Below are 11,775 nucleotides of genomic sequence, written 5' to 3' on the forward strand. Positions count from 1 at the left end.
GAGCAATGTATGTCCAATGCTTATCCAGAGGTTGACCACCCCGGTTCAGCCAGCACCTCCGATGCGATCGCAGATCTCATCGCGAAGCAGAAACTATACGAGAACCTGGCAATGTACTGTCGCGGCCAGGATCGCAAAGAACTCGATGCTATGAAAGCGACGTTCTGGCCCGAGGCGACCGACAACCACGGCATGTTCGTGGGATCCGCAGATGAATTCTGCGAGTGGTCGTATGAGAACCAGAAATCGACGCGTCACAAGTCTCACCACTACATCACCAATGTGATCATCGAACTCGACGGGGACTTCGCCAAGCGAGAGAGCTCGGTCGTATATGTAATGGTCAAGCCGGATGGCGAACCGACTGACGTCATGGGCGGACGCTACAGGGATCTGTGTGAGCGCCGCAGTGGGGAGTGGCGGGTGCTGCGCCGCACGGTGATCTTCGACCATACCGCACAATTCCCGTCCGCCAACGCGTTCGCAGCAGTGTTCGGAGGTATTCCGGAGACTGCGCGGGTGGGAGACCTCTTCCCGAATGACGCCATCTACGAGACTGAGTGGTGAATCGGCCCCGCGAGGGCGCATCATCCTGCCGGTGATCCCGCCGGCGCCTTGATGTCGGCGGCAGATCGGCTTCCGCCGCGGTGAGTGTGCGCCCCGAATGTCGACCTACTTCGTTGCTGGCGAAGTAGGTCGACATCAGTCACATGAACAGGGCACGGCTCACGCGCACACCGAATTCCGGGTCCGGATTCGTTGTCCCGTCGCCGACCCTTTCGGCGAAGGCGGCGACTGCCAGGTCGCGCCGCACCGGCAATCTCGCGGCCTCGGCCGCCGCCAGTGCGGCTGGCAACTCTTCAATCGTGAGGTCTGTGCAGTAGGCGGGTGCGCCGGGCTGCTGGCGCCATGATTCCGCGAGTGTTCCCGCGTCGAACCCGTCGAATCCGGTGTCGTCGACCAAGGACATGCCCACTGCGCGTTCCCTGTCGTCGTCGGCCGCGACCGGGATGGCGATACGGCCCGCGGTGCCGGCGGGCATGCCCTTCCCGGCGAGTGAACCGGAACCGATGGCGTTCCATGCCTTGACGATCGGGCGACCGAGTTGCGCGGCAGCCCAGAGGCTTTCGACTTGGCCGGCTTCGATGGCATCGATCGTGGAATCACGGGCCGGATAGTAGTTCGACGTGTCGATGACGACTGTATCGGCGGGCACGGTGGCGATCAGCGGCGCTACCTCCGGAAGACGGTTCAGTGGGATCGACAGGATCACGACGTCCACATCCTTCACCGCGTCAACCGTGGAAACAGCACGCGCACCCGTGGCAAGAACGTCTGCCTGAATCGTCTCCGGGCCGCGGGAGTTGGCCACCTTCACGTCGTGCCCGGCGGCGCCCAACTTCCGACTCAGGGTCTTGCCGATATGTCCGACTCCGATTATGCCTATCTTCATAAAGGACTCCTTTGTCATTTCTCGCTGTGAACGGGTGATCTGCGGACGAAGAAAACGCCGAGGACGGCGCCGAGGGCGATGATTCCGGCGGTGGTGAAGGCGGCCTGGGCGGCGGACACGGATTGGGCCATGCTGAGTGTGCCCGCGTCCTTGGTCCCGATGGTGTAGGCGGAGATGAGTACGGCACCACCGGCGGCCCCCGCGAGCTGTTGGACGGTGGTGAAGGCTGCGGTGCCGTGTGGGTAGAGATCGGCACGCAGGGAAGCCAACGCGGTCGTCGTCATCGGCGCCCACATCAGGGCTTGCGAAGCAGAGATGACGAGGTAGGTCACCAGAAGTGTGGCCACACTCGTGTGCTCGTCCATGCGGCTGAGGAACCACAGTGCCGCCGTCCAGACGACCGCGCCGGGAATCGCCAGTGGTCGTGGGCCGAAACGGTCGTAGACCCGTCCGCCGAGACCGGAGACGATCGAGATGAGGGCCCCGCCGGGGACCAGGAAGAGACCGATCGCGAAGGTGCTCAGACCGACGATGTGGGTCAACACGAGGGGCAGGACGATCAGCGTGCCGAAGCCGTTGAGCGCGACGATGACCATGACCAGCAGTGGCAGGGTGAACGATCTGGTGCTGAAGATTCGCATGTCGAGGAGCGGGTCGCGGTCACGTTGCAGGACGATCTGCCGGTATACGAACGCCGCGACGCCGGCGAGCCCGACGGTGATCGGGAGGTAGGGCGGGAGGGGTGTGTGGCCCGAGACGGCCTCACCGATCGAGGCCAGGCCGTAGACGAGGGAGCCGAATCCGATGGCCGACAGCAGCAATGACAGGACGTCGAGCGTGACCGGTTCCGGGGTGGTGATGTTGCGGAGTTTCATCGCCCCGAGTGCCAGCGCTGCCAGGGTGATCGGCAGGACGAGAAGGAAGAGCCACCGCCAGCTCAGCTGAGACAGCACGACACCGGAGACCGCGGGACCGACAGCCGGTGCCACGGCGGTCAGGCCGGTGACCAGAGCCATGGTCTGGCCGCGGCGACCGGCGGGTACGAGGCGCATCGTCGTGGTCATCAACAGTGGCATGAAGACCGCGGTCCCGGCTGCCTGCACGATGCGTCCGGCGAGCAGGACCTCGAAGCCTGGTGCCAGGGCAGCGATTGCCGTCCCGGCGGTGAACAGTGACAGCGCACCGAGGAAAATCGTGCGCAGGTGGAACCGCCGCATCACGTACCCGGTGGCCGGAATGAGGACGGCCAGCGTCAGCATGTAGCCCGTTGTGACCCACTGCCCGGCGCTCGGGGTGATGCCGAAATCGAGGATCAGGGTGGGAAGTGCCACGCCCAGCAGCATCTCGTTGAGGAGGACGATGAACGCCGACACCATCAGCAATCCGATGACCAGCGTGCTCCCTGGTGCCAGGCGTTCCTCGGGGTGGGTGCGGGATGCGGGAGCTGTGACGGTCGCGGGCGGTGTGTCCGGGAGTGTGTCGTGGGTGGTCTTGGTCATGGGGTGCTCTCTGTCTGGGCAGGATGGGTCGGAGGTGAGTGGTCAGCGGGATACGAGGGCCGTGCCGGCGAGGCGTGGGTCGAGCCCGTACTGGGCGGGCGCGCCCAGGTGGTCGCGCAGGGTGGATCCCTCGTAGTCCTTATGGAATAGGCCGCGGCGCTGCAGCAGTGGGACGACCTCGTCGACGAACGCGTCGATGCCGTCGTGGTAGACGTCGATGGCCAGGGAGAAGCCATCGCAGGCTCCGGCCTCGAACCACCGCTGCATGTGGTCGGCCACGTCGGCGGCGGTGCCGGACACGACCGGGTGGTAGTCGATGACCCCGTGGGCGAGGACGTCTCGGAGGGACCAGCCTTCGTGCGCGACCTCCAGGGCGCGGGCAGAGCGCGGATCCGCTGGGTTGGGGGTTGCGTCGGCGAGCTGGCGGGCGGTGAGCGGCTCATCGAGCTGACCCGGGCTCAGGCGCAGCCCGATCATCGCGCCGAGGTAGGTCACACGCTGGGCCAGATCGACCGACTCGTCCAGCCGACGCCGCCGGTCCAGGGCCGCCCGGCGGGTGGGCGCGACGCTCGGCATGAAGCCGGCGAACAGTTTCACCTCGTCGGGGTTCCGGCCGGCGCGTTCGGCTGCCCGGCGCAGCGCAGCACGGTGTGCCTGCCCCTCTTCGATGGTGAAGGGATTGGCGTAGACACCGCTGGCGTAGCGGGCGGCCAATTCCAGCCCGTGCCCGCCGCCGCCGGCCCGGAAGACGACGGGCTGGCCCTGCTCGGACGGCGGGATGGGCAGCGGTCCACGCGCGGCGACGTGGCGGCCCCGCATGTTGATCGGCTGGATTTTGCTCATGTCGGCGAACCGTTTGCCGGTGACGTCGTGCACCCAGGCGTCCCGCTCCCAGCTCCCCCACAGCGCCTGTACCGCCTGGATGACCTCGTCGGCGCGCTGGTACTTCTCGGTGCGCGGAGGAACCGAGCGGCCGAAGTTCGCCGCGGCGGCGGCGTTGGAGGTGGTGACTGCGTTCCATCCGGCCCGGCCGTGGCTGATCACGTCCAGAGCCTTGAACTGGCGAGCCAGGTTGTAGGGCTCGTTGAAGGTCGTGGAGGAGGTGGTGACCAGACCGATCCGCTCGGTCTCCCGGGCGATCGCGGTCAAGACCAGCAGTGGGTCGATCGCGAAGTGAGGAGCCTCGTGCTCGAGGTTCACATCCAGCACAGGGGTGTCGGCGAAGAAGAGCAGCTCGATCTTTCCACGCTCGGCCGCCTGGGCATACCGCACGAACTGGTCCATATCCGTGTAGCTGGAGGGGTTCGCCCCGGACGCCCGCCATGAGCCGGGTTGAGCTCCGTAGCCGCTGGTCAGCTGCAGGCACAGCAGCATGTTGCTCGAACCGTCGGCTCGGGGGTCAGCGGAAATTGCCGGAGATTCGGTCTCGGTGGATGCCTCGTGAGGTGTCACGCGGTGCTCTCTTTCGTGTCGTCGTCGACGCTGTCGATGCCGTGAAGTAGCGGCTGCAGCACAGGGGACGGTCCTGCTCGGTGGCTGGAGTGGCGAGGTACGCTACTGAAGCGGGGGCTGCCCCCACATAATAAACGGGGGACCACCCCGTTTAGCAAATCGGCGTCGTGAGTGCGGCGTTCTGGTGAGAGCTCGAGGTGGAACATGGCGAGTGGTGAGACGCGAGGTCGTCGATCGCGGGCGGATTTCGAACGGAACCGATCAGGAATTCTGGAGTCGGCGGAAAAACGCTTCACCGAGGAGGGGGTAGGCACCTCGCTGGAAGCGGTGGCACGTGACGCCGGGGTCGGGTCGGCAACCCTCTACCGCCATTTTCCGACGCGTGATGCGCTACTCGCCGAGGTGCTGAGCAAGCGCGAGAGCCAGATCGTGTCCGAGAAGCATCGGATCGAACAGCTCGTCGACAGTGGCGCGGCCCTGGAGCAATGGATGGGCGCGCTCGAAGACTTCTTCGGGGCGTTCGAGGGCCTGCCCGGGCCGCTGCGCAGTGCTTTCCTCACCGAACACAATCCCCTCGCGGTCAGCTGCTCCGGCTTCATCGATCTGACCGGCCAGTTCCTAGGTGCCGCACAGCGCGACGGAAAGGCGCCACGCTGGCTTCGAGCGCGTGACCTCTTCCTGACCGCGCTGGCCTTGAGCTGGGCCAGAGGTTCGTCGCTGGCAGATGAGTCGTCTCAATCGCACCTCCGGGCGTTGATCAGAGACGGATACGCATCAGCGAACGAGACTCCATGATCACTGAGGTTCGGGGCGGATCCGAACCGGCGGCGCAAGGCGTGCGTGATCGCGTGGCATTCGAGCAGCGAAAACCGTTATCGGCGTAGCACACTGCAAGTTCTTGCGCGGCCGAAAGTTGAGAAAGTGCTCGACCCGCGCAGGCCGTCGAGTGCGTAGGGCGCATGTCGCTGCTTCGGGGATAGCGCTCGCTCGCGCCACGCCCGCGTCGCGTTCGCGTTGGTCCTTCGATCATAGTGGGGGCTTGACAGGAAGACTAGTTGGTTGTTCAGTTACTTCGCATGCGGGTGTAGTTCCCGCCCGAGGGAGCGTGAGATCGTGAAACTGGATACCAGGATGGTCGAGAGCGGTTGTGTGAATCGCTTCGCCACGACGGATGGCGGCTCGGGTATTCATCTCTCCTGCCCAGTATTTGGTCGCTGCCGTAGGCGTACGCAGCTGTAGTGGAAGAACGCGACCTAGAGCGCTACCAACACATTCCTACGAAAACTATGTGATGTGAGGACAAATGAGTTCAACCAGCGATTCTCAGTCCGTGCCGACCACCGAGGCGACGGAATGGAGACGCGGCGGCCGCACGGTCGCCTCCGCCTTCGTCGGGTATGGGTCTGCCTCGGTTCTCTTCCTTATTACTGCGAGTGTATTCGTCAAGCCGACGATGCAAGCGACGGGTTGGAGTACCAGCGAGGTGCTGGTGTCGCCGATTGTCCTGATGCTGCTCACGGCCTGTGGGCCGCTTGCGGGTAGGGCATCCGATCGGTGGGGCGCTCGACGAACGATCTCGACGGGAGTCGTCGCATACGCGGTGCTGCTGATCTTGTTTGCAACGTTGCCGGTCAGCAAACTTACGTTCTACGGGTTGGCTGTGGGCATCGGAATCATGGGTTCGTTCGCGTACATGGTCCCATTCAATCGTGCGGTGACCGTCTGGTTCGACAAGGGAGCTGGAAAGGCTTTCGGTCTGGTCGGAACCGGTTCGGCTGTAATGCCGCTGATCGCAATACCGTTGGTGACCGTGGTTATCTACAGCGCGGGGTGGCAGGCGGGCTATCTGGTACTTGCCGGATTTGCGCTGCTGATCTCACTGCCAGCCGTGATCTTCGGTATTCAGGAACGTCCTCGCGACCGGGAGCAGGGCTTCTCGACAGTTTCCGATGAGGCTTCGGCGGATGCACTCGAGTCCGAGGCGAGCGTGAAACAGGTGCTTCGCACGCCCCGGTACTGGATCTTCTCGTTCAGTATCGTCGCAGTGACCGCCGCAACCTCCGCCTATTTGGCAAACTTGCAACCGATCCTGCTCGATGGGGGAGCGAGCCTGGCGGTCGCGACGACGATGACCACGCTGTACAGCGTGGGAACAATTGTCGGCCGGCTCAGCGCCGGGACACTACTCGACCTGTTTCCCCGACGAAAGATTGCAGTGGCAGTATCGTTCTTGCTGATTGCTGCCCTGGGGTCCTTGGCGATGACGGCAGTAGGAACCCTCCCGGTCTTCCTGACGGCAGTCGCCGTCATGCTAGTGGCGTCCAGTCAGGGCGCGGAGGCGGACTTCGGCGCATACTTCCTGCTCAAGGAGTACGGCCGGCGCAACTTCGGAACGCTGTACGCCACCGCCCTCGCATTCAGCGGGGTCTCGGGTGTCGCCTTCCCCTACGTGTTCAGCTTCGTTCGTGACAGCACAGGCAGCTACATGTGGGCGACTGCTATCGGCGCGGCTTCGCTGGTAATTGCAGCACTCTCGATTCTGGTGTTCGGTCTGACCGCCCCGAGAGGCCACCGAACCAGGCGACGCGACCCCTCGACCAGTACACAGAAGGAAGCGACACCGGCGTAAAGGGTGGTCTGGGAAGTTGCGCGGTACCGACCTGTCTGGCGGTGCGGCCGGACTGTGGTGACGGCTTTGGTCGGCCGGCGATCATCCCGTGTGTCAGTCGAAAGAAACTTGCGCCACCAGTTTTCCTTGGTTCTTCCCGTTGAGTAGGAGAGTCAACGCGTCGGGAATCTTCTCGAAGCCGTCGATAACATGTGTGCGCGCAACCAACTGTCCGCGCTGTGCAAGGTCGTCGAGCAGTTCGTCTACGATTTGGTTGCGTGGACCGAAATCTGCAACGAAACCTTGAAGGCGTGCGCTGCGGAAGATGAGCATCGGGAGGTTCTTTACGCCATACAGATTGGACTTTTCGCTGATGTCGTACTGGGACATGGCCCCGCACACAACAATCCGGCATCCTACTGCCATGTTTGTCAGGACGGCGTCGATTCCTTCTCCGCCCACGTTATCGAAGAACAGGTCGATACCGTCCGGAAAGTGCCGGTGGATAGCCTCGCGAAGATCTTCCTTCTTGTAGTCGATTGCACCGTCGAGTTTCAACTCTTCCAGAAGGAACTCACACTTGTCCGGTCCACCGGCGATGCCGACCACTCGGCAGCCCTGCGCCTTCGCGATTTGGGCGGCCAACGAGCCAGTGGCCCCGGCGGCACCGGACACCAACACCGCATCGGTCGGCTTCACTTCACCGATGAGAGTCATGCCGCCTGCTGCCGCGCGCCCGACGTGCGAGAAGATCGCCAATTGTTGCTCGAACGACATTTCCGTAGCAGATTTTGCGGGACGCACGAAGAGGGGATCGACGACGTCGAATCGTCGCCAACCCCACATTCCCGTCACGACGTCACCGACGGCGTGGGAAGGCGCGCGGGATTCGATGACGACACCGATGGAAACACCGAACATCGGATCTCCGACACCGAACGGTATCGCCTGCAGTTGAGGATCGAGTTTGAGCCAATTGAGATTCGTCGGGTCGAGTGACATCAGCAGCGTTCGGACCACGATCTTGCCGTCTGGAGCGGCGGGGATCGGGCCTTCGAACAGGCGAAAACAGCTGGGATCGTATGTGCCGGTCGACGCCCGGTCCACGATCCAACTTTCATTCTTCACGGCAAGTCCTCCGGTGATCTTTCGTGTGCTGTCAGGTTTAGCGCGCCGCTTCCCGGCGGGGCGTCAGAGATCGAGGACGATCCGCTTCGAGCAGGAGCGCGAGACGCAGATGAACATCGTCTCGTTGGCGTCTTTCTCCTCCTGAGTGAGCAACGAATCCCGATGGTCGGCCTCACCCTCGAGGATCGGGGTCTCGCAGGTGCCGCAGGTGCCCTCGCGACACGAGGACAGAACGGTCACACCGGCCTCTTCGACGACGTCGAGAATCGATCGGTCGGTGGGCACGGTCACCGTCACACCGGTCTGCGCCAACTCGACCGTAAATTCCGTATCCACGGTGCCGGCCGGCAACTCCTTGGCTCGGAATCGCTCCATGTGCAGTGCTCCGGGAGTCCATGCACTGCAGTGTTTGTCGATCGCGTCGAGCATCGGTCCCGGTCCGCAGGTGAACACCGCAACACCGTCACGTTGGTCACCGATGACGGTGGCGAGATCAAGATGCCCGTATTCATCCTGAGGGATTACCTCGACGCGGTCCGAATAGAGCTCCCGCAGTTCGTCGACGAACGCCATCGAGGACCGGGTCCGACCGCCGTAGACCAGGCGGAACGGGACTTCGCGTGCTGCCGCCGTGGCCAGCATCGGTATCAATGGGGTGATACCGATGCCACCAGCGACGAACACGTATTCCTTCGCATCGGTGAGCGGGAAGTGGTTGCGAGGGCCCCGAACCACCACGGCATCGCCGACGGTGAGGGTGTCGTGGACGTAACGGGAACCACCTCGACTGTCTGGTTCGCGGAGCACTCCCACCCGATAGCGGGTGCGGTCGGCGGGATCACCGCACAACGAGTATTGCCGCACGAGTCCGTCACCGAGAACGAGGTCGAGATGAGCGCCTGGCGTCCACGCAGGCAGAGGAGCACCGTCCGGTGACGTGAGGGTCAGGCGGACGACACCTTCCGCCACCACCTCTTTTCCTGCCACCGTCAGTTCCAGGCGGCGTTCTGTGTCATGAGCGTCGGAGTCGGAAGCGGTCATTATTGAGTGCATAGGAGGGTCCTCCGAGTTGCTATGCGTGGTCAGTGCCGCTGCCAGGTGCTGCGGAGATTGGGCTGAGGAGCGAATACGAAGATGGGGTCGAGGGGTTCACCGGCCGGGTAGTGGCCACCGAAGAGGTCGCATCCTGCTGCGGTGAGTTCGGCAGTGATCAAAGGCAGTACCAGGCCTTGCTGTGTGCTGTAGGAGTCGTTGATCTCGAGTTCTGCGAGAGGGATTCGCTCGGAACCCTCCGGCGCATCGATGCGGTTCGCGACCGTGAGGAGGGCTCCGGTATCACGCAGGATCAGGCGTGGGTCGGCAATGAGAATTTGCAGTAGGCCGGCGTGGCCGCTGAGGTGAATCGCCCCGCGGAACCGGAGTTCACCCGCAACTCTCTGCTCGTCGGTGTGTGGGGGAAAGGTGAAGAAACTGCTCTCGCTGAGGTAGGCACCGCCGGAAGCGGCGTGCCCACCGTCGGGCAAGCACGACAGGTAGCGGAGGAAACTTTGTTTGATACCCCAGGTGAGTCCGGCTGGGGGGTGGCCGGGGCCGGCCGCTGTCTGCACGGAGGCAGCGGCCGACGCCAGTGTTCGGGTCACGATCTATACCTCGATGTGCTCGAGCTGTTCGAAGATCTCCCCGCGACGGTTCTCGAACTGGCTCGGCAGCATGAACTTGCTGCCGAGTTCCTGCGGCGATTCGTCACACGTCCAGCCGCCGTCCTCGTGGGTGACGGCGAGCTCGAACAGGGCTCCACCGGGCGTCCGCACGTAGACACTCTTGAAGTACTTACGGTCCTTCAGCTCGGAGATGTCGGTGTATCCGGCGCCTTCCATCCCGAACTTCACCTCGTCCTGATTGGCGAGGGTGTCGAGGTTCCACGCGAAGTGGTGGTAGGTGCCCGAACCGTAATGCCAGGTTCCCTGGTCCTCGCTGATGTTCGCGGTCAGTTCGATGTAGTTGCCGTACTTGGCGTTACCGACCTGGAAGGTTGCCCGGTCGCCTTCCTCGGCGATTTTGCTCTGGGAGAAGAAGGTGTCGTTGGCGAAATCGACCATCCGTTCCGGGGTGGTGACGTGGATGCCGACGCCGTGGATGCCGTGAATTGCATACTGCTGCGGCACACCGTTGCCGGCGTTTCCCTCGCGCTCGTCGTTGTCGTTCTCGACGAACTGGTACTCGATGCCGCTGGGGTGCCGGAAGGCGAGTCGGCGCCGGTCGAAGACATCGAGGTTGTCGACGTCGACTTTGTGCTCGGTGAGGCGGCCGTGCCAGTAGTCGAGTGAGCCGGCCGGAACCGACAGCAGTACTTCGCGGGCCTGGTTGGTTCCACGCTTGCCGTAGAGTCCGGCCTGCGCCCAGGGGAAGGTGGTGACCACCGAGGACGGATCGCCGGTGGCGTTGGAGTAGTACAGGTGGTAGATCGGCTTGCTGCCGTCGAAGAGGACGGTCCGCTTGATGAAGCGCATGCCGAGGGTTTTCACGTGGAAATCGACGTCGTCCTGGGCCTTGCCGACGGACAGGGTGACATGGTGCGAGCCTTCTACGTAGGCCATGGGCTATCTCCTTTTGGTGATGGTGTCGAACAGTTTTCGGGTGTGATCGATGACGTCGTCGTTGACGCGGTGCTCGGGGTCGTCGTCGACATGCAGGCGTACCGAGGCACCGAGTTCGACGAACGATTCGGTGGTGGCATGCACCCTTGCCAATGGCACGAATTCGTCGCGCGCCGACGTGGCGAGCAGCACCGGCATCCCGTCGAAGGGCTTACCGCCCGCGGACCAGGACTTCTCTTCGGGGCCGAGGTAGCCGCCGGTGAGCAGGGCCGCACCGGCGAAGCGGCGACCGGTACGTAGCAGGTACTCCGCAAGCAGGCACGCCCCTTGCGAGAAACCCATGAGCACGGTGCGTTCTGCAGGCACTCCCTGGTCCGAGATCCGGGACAGGTGGGTGTCGACGGCGTCGAGGGCGTGGCCGAGGAACGGTTCGTTGTCTTCGTGCGGCTTCAGGAAGCTTTCGGGATACCAGCTGCTGCCGTCCGCGCTGGGCAGCAGGTACGCCGTTTCCGGCCTGGCGATCCTGTTCGCGACCTCCGCCATGAACCCCGGCTGTTGACCTCGACCGTGCACGGCATACACCACCAGCGGTGCCTGCCCCAGGTCACGGACTCCGTGCGGCAGCAGGTCGCCGTGCAGATGAGGATTCGATGTCATGAGACCACTCCGCTTCGTGCGGGCGCCGAGTGGCTGTGGCCGCGGATCTGGCCCGAATCCGGAGGTCCGGACCGTTCGTATTCCGCGCGTTGCCGCTGTTGCTCGCGCGCGAGCGTGTCGGTGTCGCCGCGGTGACGTGCGATGAGGGTGCGTTTGGCGGCCGGGCCGACGTGGCAGAGTCCGGGGACATCAGGGTTGTCGACACACGCGGTACTGCCGGCGGCAGGTGCGGTGGCGCGTCCGGTGAGTCCGGCAGCGCCGTAGCGGCGGTGCGCGTCGCCCCCGCAGCGCGGGCATAGCCGGTGTGGCGGGACAGGGGTGCAGGTGAGCGTTTCGGTGGTGACGGCGCACGCGCCACAGCGGTAATCGACGAGGATCATT

Annotated in this window: 12 protein-coding genes; 3 read left to right on the top strand and 9 right to left on the bottom strand. The window is 63.8% G+C overall.

What is annotated here, in order from left to right:
- Positions 1-9: 9 nt before the first annotated feature.
- Complete coding sequence (locus L1080_RS00240) at positions 10-567, top strand: nuclear transport factor 2 family protein (protein WP_250772449.1); 558 nt, start codon at positions 10-12, stop codon at positions 565-567.
- A gap of 139 nt (positions 568-706) precedes the next feature.
- Here L1080_RS00240 and L1080_RS00245 read toward each other — a convergent pair whose 3' ends face one another.
- The 3 genes from L1080_RS00245 to L1080_RS00255 are packed head-to-tail and all read right to left on the bottom strand — an operon-like array spanning position 707 to position 4,404.
- Positions 707-1,453: an NADPH-dependent F420 reductase gene (locus L1080_RS00245; RefSeq protein ID WP_159924344.1), complete on the bottom strand. Its 747-nt coding sequence runs from the start codon at positions 1,451-1,453 to the stop codon at positions 707-709.
- Between the two features lie 14 nt (positions 1,454-1,467).
- Positions 1,468-2,952 carry a DHA2 family efflux MFS transporter permease subunit gene (locus tag L1080_RS00250; protein WP_250772447.1) on the bottom strand — a complete coding sequence of 495 codons (1,485 nt, stop codon included), beginning with the start codon at positions 2,950-2,952 and terminating at the stop codon, positions 1,468-1,470.
- A 42-nt stretch (positions 2,953-2,994) separates the two neighbouring features.
- Entirely contained in the window at positions 2,995-4,404 is a 1,410-nt protein-coding gene (locus L1080_RS00255; RefSeq protein WP_250772445.1) for an NtaA/DmoA family FMN-dependent monooxygenase, read from the bottom strand.
- A gap of 204 nt (positions 4,405-4,608) precedes the next feature.
- On the opposite strand from L1080_RS00255, the gene L1080_RS00260 reads away from it, so the two are divergent.
- Both L1080_RS00260 and L1080_RS00265 read left to right on the top strand, forming a co-directional pair.
- A complete protein-coding gene (locus L1080_RS00260) occupies positions 4,609-5,199 on the top strand; it encodes a TetR/AcrR family transcriptional regulator (protein ID WP_250772442.1) in 591 nt (196 codons plus the stop codon).
- A gap of 508 nt (positions 5,200-5,707) precedes the next feature.
- A complete protein-coding gene (locus tag L1080_RS00265) occupies positions 5,708-7,033 on the top strand; it encodes an MFS transporter (protein WP_250772440.1) in 1,326 nt (441 codons plus the stop codon).
- A gap of 93 nt (positions 7,034-7,126) precedes the next feature.
- On the opposite strand, the gene L1080_RS00270 is transcribed toward L1080_RS00265, so the two are convergent.
- The 6 genes from L1080_RS00270 to L1080_RS00295 form a co-directional block, all read right to left on the bottom strand.
- Positions 7,127-8,140 (bottom strand): MDR family NADP-dependent oxidoreductase, encoded by a 1,014-nt coding sequence (locus L1080_RS00270; RefSeq protein WP_159924352.1) that lies wholly within the window; start codon positions 8,138-8,140, stop codon positions 7,127-7,129.
- A 63-nt stretch (positions 8,141-8,203) separates the two neighbouring features.
- Complete coding sequence (locus L1080_RS00275; protein ID WP_250772438.1) at positions 8,204-9,181, bottom strand: PDR/VanB family oxidoreductase; 978 nt, start codon at positions 9,179-9,181, stop codon at positions 8,204-8,206.
- A 41-nt stretch (positions 9,182-9,222) separates the two neighbouring features.
- Positions 9,223-9,780 carry an HtaA domain-containing protein gene (locus L1080_RS00280; RefSeq protein ID WP_250772436.1) on the bottom strand — a complete coding sequence of 186 codons (558 nt, stop codon included), beginning with the start codon at positions 9,778-9,780 and terminating at the stop codon, positions 9,223-9,225.
- 3 nt (positions 9,781-9,783) lie between these two features.
- Positions 9,784-10,737, bottom strand: a complete 954-nt coding sequence (locus L1080_RS00285) for a VOC family protein (RefSeq protein ID WP_250772433.1) — start codon at positions 10,735-10,737, stop codon at positions 9,784-9,786.
- A 3-nt stretch (positions 10,738-10,740) separates the two neighbouring features.
- Positions 10,741-11,394 (bottom strand): alpha/beta hydrolase, encoded by a 654-nt coding sequence (locus L1080_RS00290; RefSeq protein ID WP_250772431.1) that lies wholly within the window; start codon positions 11,392-11,394, stop codon positions 10,741-10,743.
- On the bottom strand, positions 11,391-11,774 hold the full coding sequence (locus L1080_RS00295) for an FmdB family zinc ribbon protein (RefSeq protein WP_159924362.1): 384 nt from the start codon (positions 11,772-11,774) through the stop codon (positions 11,391-11,393). Before L1080_RS00295 ends, L1080_RS00290 begins: the two co-directional genes overlap by 4 nt.
- Position 11,775 lies beyond the last annotated feature (1 nt).

This window comes from Rhodococcus sp. MSC1_016 (assembly GCF_023667485.2).
Classification (GTDB): Bacteria; Actinomycetota; Actinomycetes; order Mycobacteriales; family Mycobacteriaceae; genus Rhodococcus_F; species Rhodococcus_F oxybenzonivorans.